Origin of the sequence: Sphingosinicella sp. YJ22 (assembly GCF_011320075.1) — a bacterium.
In the GTDB taxonomy this organism is placed as follows: domain Bacteria; phylum Pseudomonadota; class Alphaproteobacteria; order Sphingomonadales; family Sphingomonadaceae; genus Allosphingosinicella.
The window spans coordinates 1-17,401 of record NZ_JAANPA010000003.1 but is presented as its reverse complement, the minus strand read 5'-3'; the positions used below and the strand labels follow the sequence as shown (position 1 = coordinate 17,401).

Sequence of the window (17,401 nt, the reverse complement as noted above, 5' to 3'; positions counted from 1 at the left end):
CGAAAGCTCAGACGCCGGAACGGCCGTCCTCCTCGCGGGATTTCACCAAGGGGAGAGTAAGATGAGTACGAAATTTTCAGTGCACCAAAGCGGGGGAGCGCCGCTCAAGCTGTGGGACAGCCACGCGCCGTTCGAGGCGCAGGCGATGCAGCAGCTGCGCAACATCGCGTCGCTGCCGTTCATCCACAGCCATGTCGCCGGGATGCCCGACGTGCATCTCGGCAGGGGCGCCACGGTCGGCTCGGTGATCGCCACCAGGAAGGCGATCATCCCGGCCGCGGTCGGGGTAGACATCGGCTGCGGAATGTCGGCGGTGCGCACCAGCCTGATCGCGAGCGACCTGCCCGACAGCCTCGGCGCGATCCGTGCGGACATCGAGCGGGCGGTGCCCAAGGGTTTCGAGACGAGCCAGACGGCCAACCACGCCAAGGGTGGCTGGGCGTCGACTCCGAACTCGATCGGCCGCGTGTGGCACGACCGGTTCGAGGACCGCTGGCGGCGGATCAAGTCGAAGCACCCGAAGGTCGACGGCAAGACGTCCGACCAGCTTGGGTCGATGGGCGGCGGGAACCACTTCATCGAGATCTGCCTCGATGAAGAGGACCGCGTGTGGGTGATGCTCCACTCCGGGAGCCGGGGGACCGGCAACCGGATCGGGACCTACTTCATCGACACGGCCCGCGAGGCGATCGCCAAAGAGCGGCTCGACTTCCACCTCGCCGACCGGGACCTCGCGTTCCTGTCGGAAGGGACGCAGTTGTTCGACGATTATATCGAGGCGATGAGCTTCGCTCAGGATTACGCGATGGCCAATCGCGAGATCATGATGGGCCGGGTCCTCGATGCCCTTCGCGGTCATGTGCCCCCGTTCAAGACCGACAAGGCGGCGATCAACTGCCACCACAATTATGCGGTCAGGGAGCATCATTTCGGCGAGGATGTGTGGGTCACCCGCAAGGGCGCCGTGCGCGCCCGCGAGGGCGACCTTGGAATCATCCCGGGATCGATGGGAACGGGGAGCTTCATCATCGAAGGGGTCGGCAGCGCGGACAGCTTTCACAGCTGCTCGCACGGCGCCGGCCGGGTGATGTCGCGCACCCAGGCGAAGAAGCTGATCAGCCTGGAGCAGCACCAGGCGGCGGTGAAGGGCATCGAGTGCCGCACCGACGCCGGGGTGATCGACGAGAGCCCTGCGGCCTACAAGGACATCGGGGCGGTGATGGACGCGCAGACCGATCTGGTGCGGATCAAGCACCGGCTCAGGCAGATCATCAATATCAAGGGCTGACGGGTGAGGCTCGCCGCGAGGCGGGCCTCACTTGTTAGTAGAGGCGGACCAGCGCCATGTTCTGGCCGGCCTTGAGCCGGTCGACCTCGATCCCCAGCGCGGCCAGGAAGGCGCCGGCGGGCCGCCAAGGCGCGGGATAGCGCTCCATCACCGCGAACCCGGCTGCCTCGTCCGCCGGGACGAGCGCGTAGCGGGCATCGTTTCGCACATTCGACAGGCCCGCCCAGTGCAGTGGCAACTCGGCGCGCGAGACGATTTCCGGAGCGGCGGCGATCGGGCGAGACGGATCTGCGGCTGCCGCTTCGACGAGAGCCGTCGCTTCCCAACGCGGATGGTTGTTCTGCAGCGACAGCATGGCGAGGTTGGCGGCCACCGCGACGGCGAGGATTGCGGCAGCGCGCTTCGGGGCGAGACGGGCGATCCAGGCGGCGACGAGGATCGTTGCGGCGACCGCGGTCGGCGTGAAGTAGCGCGGGTTCAGCACCAGCTTGTGCGACAACAGGGCGACCAGCACGAACGAAGCGGCGCCCATCGCCAGCATTGGCGCGAAGCGGCGCCAGTCCATGCCCGCGCGGCGCATCGCCAGCGTCGCCGGGATCGCCAGCCAGAACATCAGGGCGAATTCGTTGTTCACGAACAGCACGAGCAGCGGGTCGAGCGCCGGGTGGACGAGCAGATTGCCTTCCTCGTTGGCCGCGCGGTCAAGGCGGGAATCGTGATTGAAGGCGAGGGCGTAGCGGTGAAGCGGGTCGCCGGTCATCGCCCACTGGAACGCCGCCTCACCGACCAGCACCAGCGCCGCGCCGCAGCCGACCGCGAGCAGCGCCCAGCGGGGGAGGGGACGGCCGAGGAGGAACAGGATTCCGAGGCCCGACAGCGCCAGCACCGCCGTCTCGCGGCTCAGCATCGCCAGCCCGAAGGCCGCTCCGGCGAGCAGGCAGCGGCTCACGCGTGCCCGCTCGACCTCGCCGGCGAGCAGCCAGGCGCCGAGCATCAGGAACACCGCTTCGGGATTGTCGCAATTCACGATCGAGCCGCCCGTGGCGATCAGCGGCATGCTCGCGAGAAGCACGCCTGCGATCCAGCCGGCGTGCTGACCCGCGATCCGCCGCGCGAGCAGGATGCCGACGGCGACGAACGCGGCGTACCAGGCGATGGCGGTGAGATGCAGGGCGAGCGGTTCAGCGCCCACCGCCCTGATCGCCGCGGCGAGGCTGAGGACAAGCGGGAAGCGGGTCGTCCAGTGGCTGTCGCCCGCGAACGGCCCGCTCTGCGCCCACTCCAGCGCGCCGAAATAATAGAATTGGTCGTCCGAAGCGATGAACCCGGTCCACCCGACCGCGACCGCGACGATCCCGACCAGCACCACCAGCGCCGGCCAGCCGATCGTCGACGTGCGAGCGAAGCGTGCGGGTGCCGCGTCTATGCGTTGCGCGAGGGTGGCCATGAGAGCGGCCTACGCTCTCGCGTGAGGGCCCGCGACCGCTGCTTCAGCGCCGTCCCGCAGGCGGACAGCCGCCCACGCGAACCTTACTCGACCCAGTCCAGCCCGATTTCGCGATAGAGGCCGCGGTCCTCCTCCCAGTCGGGCTTCACCTTGACGTGGAGGAAGAGGTGGACCTTGCGGCCCAGAAGCTCGGCGAGCTCGGTGCGCGCGGCCTCGCCGATCTGGCGGATCATGGTGCCGCCCTTGCCGAGCACGATCGCCTTCTGGGTCGGCCGGCCGACGAGGATCTGCTGGTGGATGGCGACCGAGCCGTCCTTGCGCTCCTCATATTTCTCGGTCTCGATCGCGCTCGCATAAGGCAGCTCGGCGTGGAGCTTGAGGTAGAGTTGCTCGCGCGTCACCTCGGCGGCCATCATCCGGTCGGTCGCGTCCGACACCTGGTCCTCAGGGAACAGCCACGGCCCCTCCGGCATCCGAGCGGCGAGTGCGGCCTTGAGGTCGGCGACCCCGTCCCCGGTCGTTGCCGAGACCATGAACGTGTCGGTGAAGTCGACGCGCTGGTTCATGCCGGCGATCAGCGCGAGCAAATCGTCCTTCTTGGTGATGTCGACCTTGTTGAGGACGAGGATCTTGGGCTCGCGGCGCTCGGCGATGCGCTGGACGATCTGCTCCAGGGCGCGGTTGAAGCCCTTGGCCGCGTCGACCACCAGGGCGATCGCGTCGGCGTCCTTGGCGCCTTCCCACACCGCGGCGTTCATCGCGCGGTCGAGGCGCCGGCGCGGCTCGAAGATTCCCGGCGTGTCGACCAGGAGGACCTGGGTCTCGCCGAGCAAGGCGATGCCCATCAGCCGAGTCCGCGTCGTCTGCGCCTTGGGCGACACGATCGCCACCTTCTGCCCGACCAGCGCATTGACCAGGGTCGACTTGCCCGCATTGGGTGCGCCAACCACGGCCACCAGGCCCGCGCGTTGTGCCATCACTTGGAATCCTTGTTCATGCGGAGAAGGTAGGGGTTATCCCAGTTTCTCCAACAGCAGGCGGGCCGCTTCGGTTTCGGCTTCCTGCTTGCTTGTGCCTTCCGCCTGGGCCTCGCCGGCGCCGCGCACCTGCACCTCGACGATGAAGCGCGGTGCATGGTGGGGGCCGGAGCGGTCGACCAGGCGGTATTCGGGGGGCTTGCGGTTGTTCGCCGCGGCCCACTCCTGGAGCCCCGACTTGGGGTGCTTGGGCGCCGAGCGCTGCTCTTCGACGAAGCTTTCCCACTGGCGCCGGACGAAGGTCTCGGCCGCGGCGACTCCGCCTTCGAGATAGAGCGCGCCGAGCAGCGCCTCGATCATGTCGCCGAGCACATTGTCGCTGTCGCCGGCGCCGTCCTCCAGCGCTTGCTTGCCAAGGCGCATGCGCGGCGCGAGGCCGATGTTGCGCGCCACCTCGGCGCAGGTCTCGCGCGACACCAGCACGTTCAAGCGGCGCGACAGCTGGCCTTCGCTCTCCTTGTCGAAACGCGCATAGAGCCACGAGGCGATGACCACGCCGAGCACGCGGTCGCCGAGGAACTCCAGCCGCTCATAATCGGCGCCGCCGCGGCTCGAATGGGTCAGCGCCCGCTCGAACAGGGAAATGTCGGCGGGGGCGTGGCCGGTCTCGGCCTTCACCCACGCGGCGAGATCGCTCACGGATAGGTCATCCCGATCCGGCTCCACCGCGCCGCGCTGAACCAGGTCCAGGGCAGCAGCCACGCGGCGGATCCGTCGGTCGACCAGAAGCTGATCAGCGCGCGCCCTTGCAGGTTTTCCAGCGGCAGCAGGCCGACGCCGCCCCGAGCCACCGGGAATCGGCCGTCCAGGCTGTCGTCGCGGTTGTCGCCCATCACGAAGACATGGCCTTCGGGGACGGTGAATTGCGCGACATTGTCGCCTTCCGACGCCGGGAACTGGTCGATCGTGTCGAAGCTTCGCCCGCCCGGCAGGGTCTCGCGCACCAGCGGATAGGAGCAGGCGGGCGTGCCGTCCGGCTGGGCGATCAGCCGCGCCGCGCTGCCCGGATAGGGACTGCACGGGCTGTTCTCGGACACCGGCACGACGAACTGGCCGGCGGCCTGGCGCTGCACCGGCTGGCCGTTGAGGATGGTGGCGCCGCCGCGCACCTCGATCGTGTCGCCGGGCAGGCCGATGACTCGCTTGACGAAATCCTCGTTGCGCGGGCCGGGGTAGCGGAATACGGCGATGTCGCCGCGCTCGGGCAGCGACGACATGATGCGGCCGTCGAACTGGGCGATTCCGAACGGGAAGGAATAGCGCGAATAGCCGTAGGGCCATTTTGACACGAAGAGATAGTCGCCGATCATCAGGTTCGGCAGCATCGATCCCGACGGGATGCTGAACGGCGCGAACAGCAGGCTGCGCACCAGCAGGGTGACGACGCCGAGGATGAGCAGGAAGCGCAGGAAGCTCCAGATCGACTCCTTCTCCTGCTTTTCCGGCGGCGTTTCGGCCGCAGACGGGACGGGAGCCTGTTCCGCGGCGGGCGCGGCCTTGTCGCTTTCGCTTGCCATTCCGGTCCCTTCGCTTGGCGACGGGGTTCGGGTCAAGCGAAGCCTTGGCCCCGGCCGGAATGCAGCAATCCACTTCAATGGGCGTTCAACTGCGCCTAGGGCGGCGGTGAAGATCAGGGAGTGTGAGATGGAAGACGCCTGGCAGGCGCTGGACGGCGCGGCCGCCGAGACGAGGACTCTGGCGGACTTGTTCGCTGCCGATCCCGACCGGCTGGACCGGCTGGTCCGGGAAGCGTGCGGAATCCGCTTTGACTTCGCCAAGACCCATCTCGACGCGCGCCTGATCGAGCGCTTCGCAGCGCTTGCCGAGGCTCAGGACCTCGCCGGCCACCGCGAGGCGCTGTTCGCCGGCGCCGTCGTCAATCCCACCGAGGGCCGCGCCGCCGAGCATACCGCCGAGCGGGGCGAGGGGGCTGCGGAGAGCGTCGAGCAGGCGCGCCAGTTCCACGCCCGCATGCGCACCCTGGTGGATGCGGTCGAGGCCGAGGCGTTTGGTCCGGTCCGCCACATCCTTCATGTCGGCATCGGCGGCTCGGCGCTGGGTCCCAAGCTGATCGTCGACGCGCTCGGCCGCGATTCCGGCCGCTACGACACCGCCATTGTCTCCAATGTCGACGGCGCCGCTCTGGCGGAGGCGATCCGCCATTTCGACCCGCATTCGACTCTGCTGGTCATCGCGTCCAAGACCTTCACCACTACCGAGACGATGCTCAACGCCGCCTCGGCGCTCCAGTGGATGGAGGAGAATGGCGTTCCCGACCCCTACGGCCGGGTCATCGCCGTTACGGCCAGCCCCGACCGAGCGCTGGAATATGGCATCGACGAGACCCGAATCCTGCCGTTCAGCGAGACCGTCGGCGGTCGCTTCTCCCTGTGGTCGTCGATCGGCTTCCCCGCCGCGCTCGCGCTCGGCTGGACCGCGTTCGAGGAGCTGCTGGAGGGCGCCGCGGAGATGGACCGCCATTTCCGCCACAGCCCGATTTCCGACAACGTCCCCGTCCTCGCCGCCTTCGTCGACCGCTATTATGCGAATGTCCGCGGCTGCGCGACGCGGGGCGTGTTCGCCTATGACGAACGGCTTCGGCTGCTGCCGCCCTATCTCCAGCAGCTCGAGATGGAATCGAACGGCAAGAGCGTCCGCCTCGACGGCTCCCCCGTCGGCCGCGCGACCGCGCCAATCACCTGGGGCGGGGTCGGCACCGACGCCCAGCATGCCGTGTTCCAGCTGCTCCACCAGGGCACGCATCTGGTCCCGGTCGAGTTCATCGCCTGCACCGAGCCGGGCCATTCGCTCTCGTTCGAGCATCATGCCCAGCTGCTCAGCAACTGCTTCGCCCAGGGCGCGGCGCTCATGGCCGGCCGCCGGTCGGACGATCCGCACCGCAATTATCCGGGTGACCGCCCCTCGACGACGATCCTGCTCGACCGCCTCGACCCGCGCAGCCTCGGCGCCCTGCTCGCTTTTTACGAGCACCGCGTCTTCGCCAACGCGGTGCTGCTGGGGATCAACCCGTTCGATCAGTTCGGGGTCGAGCTCGGCAAGGAAATGGCCAAGGCGATCGACATGCCCGGCGCCCTGGCGTTCGACCCCTCCACCCAGGCCCTCATCGAGCGCGCCTTCGGGGCGGAGGGAGAGTTCGAAGACTAACCCCGGGGCCGATTGCCGCCCCGCCCCGTCCGACCCATATCGCCCGCGTACCGATCACCCGAGGAGCCGACCCGATGCCCGCCACCTACGACTATGACCTGTTCGTGATCGGCGGTGGCTCCGGCGGGGTGCGCGCCTCGCGCGTGGCGGCGGCGCATGGTGCTCGGGTCGCTCTGGCCGAGGAATATCGCCTGGGAGGCACCTGCGTGATCCGCGGCTGCGTGCCCAAGAAGCTGCTCGTCTACGGCGCCCATTTCGCCGAGGATTTGCAGGACGCTCGCCGCTTCGGCTGGGACGTGCCGAACTGCGAGTTCAACTGGCCGACCCTTCGTGACAACGTCCTCGCCGAGGTCGACCGGCTCGAAGGCATCTATGGCGGCATCCTCGAGAACAATCACGTCGAGGTGTTCGACCAGCGCGCGACCATCACCGGCGCCAACGAGGTCACCCTCGCCGACGGCACCAAGATCAAGGCCGCGACCATTCTCGTCGCCACCGGCTCATGGCCGATGGTGCCCGATGTCGAGGGCGCCGAGCACGGCATCACCTCGAACGAGGTCTTCCACCTCGACGAGATTCCGAAGCGCGCGGTGATCGCCGGCGGCGGCTATATCGCCAACGAGTTCGCCGGCATCTTCCACGAATTCAGCTGCAAGGTGACCCTGGTCAATCGCGGTGACACGATCCTGCGCGGCTATGACGAGCAGATCCGCGACCGCCTCCTGCAGATCAGCGTGATGAAGGGCATCAACTTCGTCTTCAACGCGCCGTTCGAGCGGATCGACAAGCAGCAGGACGGCAGCCTGATGATCCACATGACGGATCACGAGCCGATCGAGGCGGACATGCTTCTATGGGCGGTGGGGCGCACGCCCAACACGGTCGGTCTCGGCCTGGAGAAAGTCGGCGTCGAGCTCGGCAAGAACGGCGCGATCCTGGTCGACGAGGACAACCAGTCGAGCGTCCCGAGCATCTACGCGATCGGCGACGTCACCGACCGAGTCCAATTGACCCCTGTCGCGATCCGCGAGGGCCAGGCCTTCGCCGACACATTGTTCGGCAACAAGCCGACCCGCGTCGACTATCACAACATCCCGAGCGCGGTGTTCAGCCACCCGCCGATCGGCGGCGTCGGCCTGACCGAGAGCCAGGCGCGCGACCAGCTCGGCAGCTACAAGACCTACACCGCCGACTTCCGGCCGATGAAGAACGTGCTGGCCGGCCGCAACGAGCGCGCGCTCTACAAGATGATCGTCGACGAAGGCACCGAGCAGGTTGTCGGCCTCCACATGATCGGCCCCGACGCGCCCGAAATCCTCCAGGCCGCCGCGATCGCGGTGAAGGCCGGCCTCACCAAGAGCCAGTTCGACGAGACCATCGCCCTCCACCCGACCATGAGCGAAGAGCTGGTGCTGATGCGGTAGACGCTAGCCCCTCCCCTGGCAGGGGAGGGGCTGGGGTGGGGGAGCTCGCCGCTAGAATCGCCGCCGGAGGCATCGAGCCTCCGTCGCCGCTCCCCACCCCCGTCCCCTCCCCTGAAGGGGAGGAGCGAACTACTGCGTCCGCTGATATGTCCCCTGCGGCGCGTCACCGATTGGGGTGATCGTGAACGCCGTCGCGCGGCTTCCGTCCGCGGCGAACTCGACCTGGAGCAGCGGGTTGTTGTCCAGCGCGAAGCGATTGGCGCCCAAGGGGATGAGCAGCTCGCGGGGCCGCTGGCCGCGCTGGTAGTAGAGCCGGTCGCCGTCGACCATGATCGAACGCTCGCCGAACGCGCCCGCATAGGCCGCGAGCGACAGGGCCGGCGCGCGGCCCTCGCCCCGCGCCGCCACCGTGTCGGCCAGGACGAGCATGCGGTCGCGGTCGCTGCCGGTGGCGGTCTCGGCGAGCTGGCGAAGCGCCGCCGCATGCGCCGCGTCGAGCGCCGCTGGGACCGGCGTGGCGATGTTCGGGGCGTGGCCGACCGCCTCCCAGTCGCGCCCGGTCGAGGCGAGCACGGCGCGGCCCACCGACACGCTGAGGATGAAATTGCCGGCGATCGGCGCCAGCTCGTTGCGGAAGCCCGCGCCGGCGGTGGTCTCGCCGACCAGCTGGCCGAGCCGGTAGCCGGCGACATGGCCGGCGAATTCCTCGGCGGCCGATGCCGTCATGTTGCTGGTCAGCACGTAGAGCGGCTTGCCGATCATGCGGCCCGCCGGCACCTCGGCCAGCGTCGCGGTGCGGTCGGGAGTCTCCGAACCGTTCATGTGGAAGGTCATCAGCGGCTGGCCCGCGGCCATGAAATGGTTGGTGATATATTGCACCGCCGCTGGGCTTCCGCCGCCGTTGCGCCTCAAGTCGATGATCACCGCGTCGCCGCCCGACAGGAAGCGCATCGCCGTCTCCAGCGCGGCGGCGGAGGTGTCGCCGGTCCAGTCGAACCCGTCATAGGCCATGTAGCGCACGTTGCCGGGGAGCACGCGAAGCTCGCGGATGCCATAGTTGCGCCGCTGCGCCTGCCGCTCATAGGCGGCCGGGTCCGGCTGGCGCCCGCCGCCGGCGAACAGGCCGACCGCCTGGGGATCGTAGCGGAAGTTGAGGTGGCGGTCGCGGCCGACCCGGGTCAGGTCCTCGTTGATCCGCTCGGCGAGAAGCCTGGGATCGTCGGTGGCGTAGCGGCCGGATGACAAGCCTTCCGCCAGCACCGCGTCCAGGGCCGGACGCCGCTCAGGAAGCACGTAGCGCTCGGCGATCACCCGCCGGACCTCGTTCACCACCTGCTGGGCGTTGACGGCCGCGGCCGCAGGCGAGGGCCGGCCGCCAGGCTGCGCTGCGGCCGGCGCGGCGAGACAGAAGGCGGCGGCAAGCAAGGCGGTCGAACGCATCATCGGAAAAGCTCCCATTCGCTGCCGCCTTTATCCCTTGGGTGGCGCGCCGGATTGCGGCAAACAGCGACGGGAGCTTGCCAGTTTCTGGCATGGGAGGGAGCGAAGCGGCGCCATGCGGCAAACACTCGACGCGCTCGACCGCCGCTTGCTCGCGGCGCTCCAGCGCGACAATCTCCAGACCGCCGACCGGCTCGCCGAGCAAGTCGGGCGCTCGCCCTCTGCCATCGCCCGCCGGGTGCGCCGCCTGCGCGCAAGCGGCGCCATCGCGGCCGACGTCGCCATCCTCTCGGACCGCGCCGCCGGCCAGCCGCTCTCCGCGATCGTCCACATCCAGCTCGAGCGTCACGCGCCGCAGGAAGGCGACCGCCTCCGCCGCCGCCTCGCCGCCAGCCCCAACGTCCAGCTGCTTCTCGACATCGCCGGCACGTTCGACATCTTGCTGCTCGTCGCCGCCCGCGACATGGGTGCGTACAACGATTTCGCGGACGCCATGCTCGCCGAGCACCCGGCAGTCCGCCGTTTCGAGACGAGCTTCGTCAAGAAGCGGGTGAAAGCGACCCTGGCCTACCCTCTTGAGGAATCCCCGAGTGAATAATCAGAGTGACGTCGTCATCATCGGCGCGGGGCATAACGGCCTCGTCTGCGCTTATTATCTCGCCCGCGCCGGGATGAAGGTGACGGTGGTCGAGGCGCGCGACGTGGTCGGCGGGGCGGCGGTGACCGAGGAGTTCGCGCCTGGCTTCCGCAACTCGACCGCCAGCTACACGGTGAGCCTGCTCCAGCCGCAGGTGATCGAGGACATGGACCTGGAGCGCCACGGCCTGCACGTCGTCCTGCGCAAGGTCGACAATTTCCTGCCGACGCTGGGCGGCGACTATCTGCTCGGCGGCCGCGGCGGCCTCACCAAGCGCGAGATCGCGCGTCACTCGCCGGCCGACGCCGCCAATTACGACGCCTATATCGCCGCGCTCGACTCGGTCGTCGCCGTTCTTCGCCAGTGGCTTCTGCGCGCGCCGCCGAATGCGGGCGGGGGCCTCGGTGATCTCATCGCGCTCGCCTCGCTGGGCCGCGGCGTCGGGCGCCTGCCGCTCGAGGAGCAGCGCCATCTCGTCGATTTCTTCACCAAGCCCGCCGCCGAGGTGCTCGAGCGCTATTTCAGCACGGAGCTCGTCCAGGCTTTGTTCGGCTTCGACGGCGTCGTCGGCAATTTCGGCAGCCCGTGGACCCCGGGCTCGGCCTATGTCCTGCTCCACCATGTCTTTGGCGAGGCCGCCGGAGTCCCCGGCGCCTGGGGCCACGCCATCGGCGGCATGGGCGCGATCACCCAGGCGATGGCCAAGGCGTGTCGCGCCCGGGGCGTCGAGATCGTCACCGGCGCCCCTGTCAGCGAAGTGATCGTCGAGAAGGGCAGGGCGGCCGGCGTCGTCGCGGGCGGCACGACCTATCGCGCCCGGGCCGTCGCGGCCGGGGTCCACCCGAAGCTGCTGTTCACCCAGCTGCTGCCCGACGGCGCTGTGCCGGAGGATGCCGCCACCCGAATGGCGCATTGGAAGAGCGAGTCTGCTACCTTCCGGATGAACGTCGCCTTGTCGGAGCTGCCGCGCTTCACCTCGCTGCCCGAGCCCGGCGACCATCTCACCGCCGGAATCATCGTCGCCCCGTCGCTCCAATATATGGACCGCGCCTATATCGACGCGCGCCAGCATGGCTGGTCGGCCGAGCCGATCGTCGAGATGCTGATCCCCTCGACCCTCGACAACAGCCTCGCGCCGGAGGGGCGCCACGTCGCCAGCCTGTTCTGCCAACATTTCCGTTACGACCTGCCAGGCGGTTGGGACGCGCACCGCGACAAGGTCGCCGACGCGATCATCGCCCATGTCGACCGCTACGCCCCGGGCTTCGCGGCATCCGTCGTCGGCCGTCTCGCTTTGTCGCCGCTCGACCTCGAGCGCCGCTTCGGACTGATCGGCGGCGACATCTTCCACGGCCGGATGAGCCTCGACCAGCTTTTCTCGGCACGTCCGATGCTCGGCCACGCCGATTATCGCATGCCGCTCAACGGCTTGTATCTGTGCGGGTCGGGCGCCCATCCCGGCGGCGGAGTCACCGGCGCGCCCGGCCACAATGCGGCCCGTGCCATATTGGCTGATCGGCGTTCATTTCTCTGGCGTAACAAGCGGAACTTCCGCTAAGCCTGAAGCGCTTCAGCTGGCAAGTTCAAGTTACGACAGGGGTGACTTATGAACGCACGTCGCTTTGCCGCGGCGATGGCGATCCCGTGCCTGTTTGTCTTGGCCAGCCCGGCCGACGCACAGAACCGCCGCGCCACCCGGGCCGCACCGCCCGCCTCCTTCGATCTCCGCCAGGCGCCCACCGGCCAGACGGACGAGAGCCTTCGCCTGCGCCCGCTCGAAGAGCCTGCCCAGCCGGCCGGATCGGGCTTGCTCGAAAGCTGGGACGTCGACGACAATGCGGTGTTCGGCATCGGCCGCTTCCGCATCGGCGATCTGCCGCGCCGGCGGAGCAACATGGAGCGGGTCCGTGACAATCTGATCGAGCGCGAGAACCGCGCCATCGCCGGCGCCGGAGTGCGGATCAGCTTCGACTGACGCGATCTTGCCGGACGGTCCTCCCGCGCTCTAGGGAGCGCGCAAAGGGAGGACACGTCCATGCAGCTCAATTCCGACATCGCCGCCGTCGTCACCGGCGGCGCTTCCGGCCTCGGCGAGGCCACCGCCCGCGCGCTCGCCGCCAAGGGCGTCAAGGTCGCCATCTTCGACCGCGATGCCGACAAGGGCGAGAAGGTCGCCGCGGAGATCGGCGGAATCTTCTGCCAGGTCGACGTGACCTCGGACGAGGCGGTCGACGCCGGCTTCGCAAAGGCGCGCGCCGCGCACGGCCAGGAGCGCATCCTGGTCAACTGCGCCGGCGTCGCCAACGCCATGAAGACGGTCGGCCGCGACAAGGAGACCGGCGCGGTCAAGCGCTACCCGATCCACCAGTTCGAGCTCGCCATCCAGATCAACCTGATCGGCACCTTCCGCTGCATCGCCGCGAGCGCGGCCGGAATGGCCGACCTCGAGCCGCTCGCCGACGGCGAGAAGGGCTGCATCATCAACACCGCGTCGGTGGCGGCGCAGGACGGCCAGATCGGCCAAGCCGCCTACACCGCCTCCAAGGCCGGCGTGCTCGGAATGGCGCTGCCGATCGCCCGCGACCTCATGGGCGAGGGCATCCGGGTCAACACCATCCTTCCCGGCGTGTTCAAGACCCCGATGGTCGCGATGATGCCGGAGAAGGTGCAGGACGCTTTGGGCGCCCAGGTGCCGTTCCCCAAGCGCCTCGGCCAGGCCGAGGAATATGCCAAGCTCGCCGTGTTCATGGCCGAGACGGTCTATCTCAATGCCGAATATGTCCGCCTCGACGGTGGCATCCGGATGGCGCCGCGCTAAGCCTTCACGCGCCGCCGCCGCGCTGGAACGCGACGGCGGCGCCGAGCAGGCCGGGTTCGGGATAGGTGCAGAGCTGGACCGGCACGCGCTCCATGCGCGGGCGGTAGCGTCCCTTCGCTCGGAACGGATCGTGGAACAGCGGCGTGGCGAGACGCGCCTTCATGCGGTTGGTGAGGCCGCCGGTGACCACCACGCGCATCGATCCGTGGGCGAGGCAGATGTCGCCCGCCGCGGCGCCGAAGCAGGCGACCAGCAGGTCCAGCGCCCGCGCCGCGACCGGATCGTCGCCGTCGATCGCTGCGCTCCACAGCGTGCCGGCGTCGAGCACGTCCCATTCGCCCCCGCCCAGCATCGCATAGATCTCGACCAGGCCGGGCCCTGACACGACCCGCTCGATCGAGCAGCGGCCATAGCGCGCCCGAACCACGCGCTCGACCGCCTCTTCCTCCAGGCTTTGCGGCGCGAAGGCCATGTGCGCCGCCTCGGTCTCGATCACTTCGACTCGGCCCTCGCGCTCGGCGAACAGGGCGACGCCGAGGCCGGTGCCGGGGCCGATCACGCTCGTGATGCCATTGCCGGCCGCCGGCGCCTCCGGGCCGCCGAGTGGCTCCAGCGCATCGGCTCCCAACGCCGACACCGCATGCGCCACCGCGCCGAAGTCGTTGAGCAGAAGCAGCTGATCGAGCCCCAGCTCGCCGGCGAGCGTCCGCCGGTCGAGCGCCCAGTCATTGTTCGGGAAGCGCAGCACGTCGCCCTCGATCGCGATGGCGACGGCGAGCGACGCGGCGGCGGGCAGCGCGCCGCCATTGTCGCTTCGGAACGCCGCCCAGGCCGAGCCGAAGTCGGCATGCTCGCGGGTGCGGTACTTGCGCATCGGCCCCAGCCGAACCGGCGCGCCGGGCGCCACCTCCGCAATCGCGAAGCGGGCATGAGTGCCGCCGATGTCGCCCGCCACGATCTTCATCTGAGGGTTTGTCCCAACAAGCCTAACCTGTCTTTAATCGTCTTTCGCCTATCGGGGTCCATGGCCAAGCGTCCCGTCGATCTTGCCCAGGCAATGGCGAAAGCCCGCGCGGCGCCGCATTCTCGTGCGGCGGTGCTGAGCCGCCTGCTTCGCCGCCGGGCTCATGCCCACCAGGTCGGCGACGTCGAGACCGAGGCGCGCCTGCGCGAGCAGATCCGCTGGAGCCTGCCGATGCAGACGCCCCACGAGCGCGACGACTAGCGGTTCCTTCGCCCCTCCACCAGATTGTCGACCAGCGCCGGCTCGGCGAGCGTGCTGGTGTCGCCGAGATTGGCGAAATCGTTCTCCGCGATCTTTCTCAGGATGCGTCGCATGATCTTGCCCGAGCGGGTCTTGGGCAGGGCCGGGGTGAAGTGGATGAGGTCCGGGCTGGCGATCGGGCTGATCTCCGTCCGCACGTGCTGGCGCAGCTCCTGCTCGAGCGCGGGTGAGCCTTCCTCGCCGGCGACCAGGGTCACGTAGCAATAGATGGCCTGGCCCTTGATTTCGTGCGGGTAGCCGACGACTGCGGCCTCGGCGACGAGCGTGTGGCTGACCAGGGCGCTCTCGATCTCGGCGGTGCCGAGGCGGTGGCCGGAGATGTTGAGCACGTCGTCGACACGGCCGGTGATCCAGTAATAGCCGTCCTCGTCGCGGCGGCAGCCGTCGCCGGTGAAATATCTGCCGCGATAGGTGCTGAAATAGGTCTGCACGAAGCGGTCGTGGTCGCCATAGACGGTGCGCATCTGCCCCGGCCATGAGCGGGCGATGCAAAGGTTGCCCGACGCCGCGCCCTCGAGCACCGCGCCGTCGCCGTCGACCAATTGCGGCTCGATTCCGAAGAAGGGCCGGCCCGCCGATCCCGGCTTCATCGCATGGGCGCCGGGCAGCGTGGTGATCATGATCCCGCCGGTCTCGGTCTGCCACCAGGTGTCGACCACCGGACAGCGCTCGTCGCCGACCACGCGCCAGTACCAGCGCCACGCCTCCGGGTTGATCGGCTCGCCGACCGTGCCGAGCAGGCGCAGCGACGAGCGGTCGTGCTTGGTCACCGGCGCTTCGCCCTCGCGCATCAGCGCCCGGATCGCGGTCGGGGCGGTGTAGAAGATGTTGACCTTGTGCCGTTCGACGACCTCCCAGAAGCGGCTGAAGTCGGGATAGTTGGGCACGCCCTCGAACATCAGCACGGTCGCCGCGTTGGCGAGCGGGCCGTAGACGACGTAGCTGTGGCCGGTGACCCAGCCGACGTCGGCGGTGCACCAGAACACCTCGCCCGGCTTGTAGTCGAACACGTAATGGAACGTGCTCGCGGTCCACACGCCATAGCCGCCGGTCGTGTGCAGGACGCCCTTGGGCTTTCCGGTCGAGCCCGACGTGTAGAGGATGAACAAAGGATCCTCGGCGTTCATCGGCTCGCACGGGCAGGTGTCGGGCACCGTCTCGCCGAGGCGGTCGTACCAATGGTCGCGGCCCTCGACCCAGTCGATGTCGTTGCCGCAATGGCCGATGACGAGGACTGCGTCGACCTCGGCCCCCTTGGCGATGGCGGCGTCGACATTGGCCTTCAGCGGGATGAGCTTGCCGCCGCGATTGCCGCCGTCGGCGGTGATCACGATCCGGCTCGCGCAATCCTCGATGCGCCCGTGAAGCGCCTCGGCCGAAAAGCCGGCGAACACCACGCTGTGCACCGCGCCGATGCGGGCGCAGGCGAGCATCGCTACGGCCGCCGCCGGGATCATCGGCAGGTGGATGGTGACTCGGTCGCCCTTCGTGGCGCCGAGCGCCTTGAGGCAATTCGCCATCCGAACGACGTCGCGGTGCAGTTGGCCATAAGTGACCGTGCGGCCTTGGCCTGGCTCGTCGCCCTCGAAGATGATGGCAACCTGGTCGGCGCGCGCCTCGAGGTGACGGTCGACGCAATTATGGCAGAGGTTGAGCACGCCATCCTCGAACCAGCGGATGTCGACCGGATCGTAGGACCAGTCGGCGATCCGGCTCGGGAAACTTGACCAGTCGAGCCGCCGTGCCTCGCGCGCCCAAAAGGTTTCCGGGCTGTCGAGCGACTCGCGGTACAGCCTCGTGTAATCTTCGCTGGTGCAGTGGGTGCCCGCGACCGCGTCCGAGGGGGGTGGGATCATCTCGTTCATGCGGCCGTCTCCACTCTTTGCGGAGGCGATTAGCGCTCTGACGCGCCCTAGGCCAGACGGATCGCCGGCCGCGGCGGAGGTGTAGGGTTGTACTAATACACTCGATGGAGTATGAAGGGCCCCCATCTCATGCGTGCGCTCACTCTGCCTCGACCCGTCATCCCGGCCGTGCCGAGCTTCCTGCGGCTCGGCTCAGTGCGGTTGCGCGCGCTGATCGCCGGCTTCGTTCTGCTGCTCGCTTTGGGCCTCTATGCGATCGCGGCCTTTTCGCTGACCGCCGGAAGCAACGACCCGTCGGTGCCGACCGCCGCGGCCCGCGCCGTTCTCGCCGGCGTGGTGCCGCCGGTCGCGCCGGAAAGCGATCCCAACGCGCTCGCGCCGATGTCGGCCGAGGACGCGCAGAAGGCCAATGCCGAAGTGCCCGTCGCGACGGGGCCGAACCCGGCCGCGGCCGCCTTCCGACTGAGCAATGACGAAGTCGCTCGGATGCGCTCGATCGACTGCCTCGCCGCCGCCATCTATTACGAAGCGGCGCTCGAGCCGGTCGACGGCCAGCGCGCGGTCGCCCAGGTGGTTCTCAACCGAGTCCGCCACCCGGCCTATCCGAGCACCGTGTGCGGCGTGGTCTTCCAAGGGCACCAGCGCGTCACCGGCTGCCAGTTCAGCTTCACCTGCGACGGCTCGCTTCGCCGTACCCCGATCCCGGCGATCTGGAACCGGGTGCGCGCGGTCGCGGAGGCTGCGCTGGGCGGCTATGTCCACCGCCCGGTCGGCCTCGCCACCCATTATCACGCCAATTACGTCTTCCCCTACTGGGCCCCGACGCTCGCCAAGATCACCCAGATTGGCGCGCACATCTTCTACCGCTGGCAGGGCGGCTGGGGCCGTCCCGCGGCGTTCAGCTCGCGCTATGCCGGCGCCGAGCCCGCCATCGCCTGGCGCGGCGGCTTCGGCCAGCCCGACCGCGCGGCGCTCGCTGCCGCCGGCGTGCCGGT

Annotated in this window: 16 protein-coding genes; 9 read left to right on the top strand and 7 right to left on the bottom strand. The window is 68.8% G+C overall.

Annotated features, from left to right (window positions below):
• Positions 1-61 precede the first annotated feature (61 nt).
• On the top strand, positions 62-1,288 hold the full coding sequence (locus tag G7B71_RS02110) for an RtcB family protein (RefSeq protein ID WP_166037392.1): 1,227 nt from the start codon (positions 62-64) through the stop codon (positions 1,286-1,288).
• 34 nt (positions 1,289-1,322) lie between these two features.
• On the opposite strand, the gene G7B71_RS02105 is transcribed toward G7B71_RS02110, so the two are convergent.
• The 4 genes from G7B71_RS02105 to lepB form a co-directional block, all read right to left on the bottom strand.
• A complete protein-coding gene (locus G7B71_RS02105; RefSeq protein ID WP_166037390.1) occupies positions 1,323-2,735 on the bottom strand; it encodes a glycosyltransferase family 39 protein in 1,413 nt (470 codons plus the stop codon).
• Positions 2,736-2,818: 83 nt separating this feature from the next.
• Positions 2,819-3,712 carry a GTPase Era gene (era, locus tag G7B71_RS02100; protein WP_166037388.1) on the bottom strand — a complete coding sequence of 298 codons (894 nt, stop codon included), beginning with the start codon at positions 3,710-3,712 and terminating at the stop codon, positions 2,819-2,821.
• A gap of 36 nt (positions 3,713-3,748) precedes the next feature.
• The gene (rnc, locus tag G7B71_RS15605) at positions 3,749-4,411 is read right to left on the bottom strand and encodes a ribonuclease III (RefSeq protein WP_243406057.1); all 663 of its coding nucleotides are present in this window, start codon (positions 4,409-4,411) and stop codon (positions 3,749-3,751) included.
• The gene (lepB, locus tag G7B71_RS15600) at positions 4,408-5,289 is read right to left on the bottom strand and encodes a signal peptidase I (protein WP_243406056.1); all 882 of its coding nucleotides are present in this window, start codon (positions 5,287-5,289) and stop codon (positions 4,408-4,410) included. The genes rnc and lepB overlap by 4 nt, the downstream gene beginning before the upstream one ends.
• Before the next feature lie 127 nt (positions 5,290-5,416).
• Between lepB and pgi the strand changes: the two genes are divergently transcribed.
• Together pgi and gorA are read left to right on the top strand one after the other, a co-directional pair.
• Entirely contained in the window at positions 5,417-6,937 is a 1,521-nt protein-coding gene (gene pgi, locus G7B71_RS02090; RefSeq protein WP_166037386.1) for a glucose-6-phosphate isomerase, read from the top strand.
• 74 nt (positions 6,938-7,011) lie between these two features.
• Positions 7,012-8,361, top strand: coding sequence for a glutathione-disulfide reductase (gorA, locus tag G7B71_RS02085; RefSeq protein WP_166037384.1), 1,350 nt, complete (start codon positions 7,012-7,014; stop codon positions 8,359-8,361).
• 129 nt (positions 8,362-8,490) lie between these two features.
• On the opposite strand, the gene G7B71_RS02080 is transcribed toward gorA, so the two are convergent.
• Positions 8,491-9,804: a S41 family peptidase gene (locus tag G7B71_RS02080; protein WP_166037382.1), complete on the bottom strand. Its 1,314-nt coding sequence runs from the start codon at positions 9,802-9,804 to the stop codon at positions 8,491-8,493.
• 112 nt (positions 9,805-9,916) lie between these two features.
• Between G7B71_RS02080 and G7B71_RS02075 the strand changes: the two genes are divergently transcribed.
• The 4 genes from G7B71_RS02075 to G7B71_RS02060 are packed head-to-tail and all read left to right on the top strand — an operon-like array spanning position 9,917 to position 13,256.
• Positions 9,917-10,399, top strand: a complete 483-nt coding sequence (locus G7B71_RS02075; protein ID WP_166037380.1) for an Lrp/AsnC family transcriptional regulator — start codon at positions 9,917-9,919, stop codon at positions 10,397-10,399.
• Positions 10,392-11,996 (top strand): NAD(P)/FAD-dependent oxidoreductase, encoded by a 1,605-nt coding sequence (locus G7B71_RS02070; protein WP_207774694.1) that lies wholly within the window; start codon positions 10,392-10,394, stop codon positions 11,994-11,996. The genes G7B71_RS02075 and G7B71_RS02070 overlap by 8 nt, the downstream gene beginning before the upstream one ends.
• 48 nt (positions 11,997-12,044) lie before the next feature.
• Positions 12,045-12,413: a hypothetical protein gene (locus G7B71_RS02065; protein WP_166037378.1), complete on the top strand. Its 369-nt coding sequence runs from the start codon at positions 12,045-12,047 to the stop codon at positions 12,411-12,413.
• Between the two features lie 60 nt (positions 12,414-12,473).
• Positions 12,474-13,256, top strand: coding sequence for an SDR family NAD(P)-dependent oxidoreductase (locus G7B71_RS02060; RefSeq protein WP_166037376.1), 783 nt, complete (start codon positions 12,474-12,476; stop codon positions 13,254-13,256).
• A gap of 4 nt (positions 13,257-13,260) precedes the next feature.
• On the opposite strand, the gene G7B71_RS02055 is transcribed toward G7B71_RS02060, so the two are convergent.
• On the bottom strand, positions 13,261-14,220 hold the full coding sequence (locus tag G7B71_RS02055; RefSeq protein WP_166037374.1) for a glucokinase: 960 nt from the start codon (positions 14,218-14,220) through the stop codon (positions 13,261-13,263).
• Between the two features lie 60 nt (positions 14,221-14,280).
• On the opposite strand from G7B71_RS02055, the gene G7B71_RS02050 reads away from it, so the two are divergent.
• A complete protein-coding gene (locus G7B71_RS02050; RefSeq protein WP_166037372.1) occupies positions 14,281-14,481 on the top strand; it encodes a hypothetical protein in 201 nt (66 codons plus the stop codon).
• Here the strand turns inward: G7B71_RS02050 and acs are convergent.
• On the bottom strand, positions 14,478-16,406 hold the full coding sequence (gene acs / locus G7B71_RS02045) for an acetate--CoA ligase (protein WP_166037370.1): 1,929 nt from the start codon (positions 16,404-16,406) through the stop codon (positions 14,478-14,480). The genes G7B71_RS02050 and acs overlap by 4 nt on opposite strands.
• A gap of 129 nt (positions 16,407-16,535) precedes the next feature.
• Between acs and G7B71_RS02040 the strand changes: the two genes are divergently transcribed.
• Positions 16,536-17,401, top strand: an 866-nt coding sequence (locus tag G7B71_RS02040; RefSeq protein ID WP_166037368.1) for a cell wall hydrolase, incomplete at its 3' end; no start/stop codon positions are given.

What these genes read in the sequence shown, in the direction of transcription:
- G7B71_RS02110 (WP_166037392.1), top strand. Translation starts at nt 62, where the DNA reads ATGAGTACGAAATTTTCAGTGCACCAAAGCGGGGGAGCGCCGCTCAAG.
- G7B71_RS02105 (WP_166037390.1), bottom strand. Translation starts at nt 2,735, where the DNA reads ATGGCCACCCTCGCGCAACGCATAGACGCGGCACCCGCACGCTTCGCT.
- era (WP_166037388.1), bottom strand. Translation starts at nt 3,712, where the DNA reads ATGGCACAACGCGCGGGCCTGGTGGCCGTGGTTGGCGCACCCAATGCG.
- lepB (WP_243406056.1), bottom strand. Translation starts at nt 5,289, where the DNA reads ATGGCAAGCGAAAGCGACAAGGCCGCGCCCGCCGCGGAACAGGCTCCC.
- pgi (WP_166037386.1), top strand. Translation starts at nt 5,417, where the DNA reads ATGGAAGACGCCTGGCAGGCGCTGGACGGCGCGGCCGCCGAGACGAGG.
- gorA (WP_166037384.1), top strand. Translation starts at nt 7,012, where the DNA reads ATGCCCGCCACCTACGACTATGACCTGTTCGTGATCGGCGGTGGCTCC.
- G7B71_RS02080 (WP_166037382.1), bottom strand. Translation starts at nt 9,804, where the DNA reads ATGATGCGTTCGACCGCCTTGCTTGCCGCCGCCTTCTGTCTCGCCGCG.
- G7B71_RS02075 (WP_166037380.1), top strand. Translation starts at nt 9,917, where the DNA reads ATGCGGCAAACACTCGACGCGCTCGACCGCCGCTTGCTCGCGGCGCTC.
- G7B71_RS02065 (WP_166037378.1), top strand. Translation starts at nt 12,045, where the DNA reads ATGAACGCACGTCGCTTTGCCGCGGCGATGGCGATCCCGTGCCTGTTT.
- G7B71_RS02060 (WP_166037376.1), top strand. Translation starts at nt 12,474, where the DNA reads ATGCAGCTCAATTCCGACATCGCCGCCGTCGTCACCGGCGGCGCTTCC.
- G7B71_RS02055 (WP_166037374.1), bottom strand. Translation starts at nt 14,220, where the DNA reads ATGAAGATCGTGGCGGGCGACATCGGCGGCACTCATGCCCGCTTCGCG.
- G7B71_RS02050 (WP_166037372.1), top strand. Translation starts at nt 14,281, where the DNA reads ATGGCCAAGCGTCCCGTCGATCTTGCCCAGGCAATGGCGAAAGCCCGC.
- acs (WP_166037370.1), bottom strand. Translation starts at nt 16,406, where the DNA reads ATGAACGAGATGATCCCACCCCCCTCGGACGCGGTCGCGGGCACCCAC.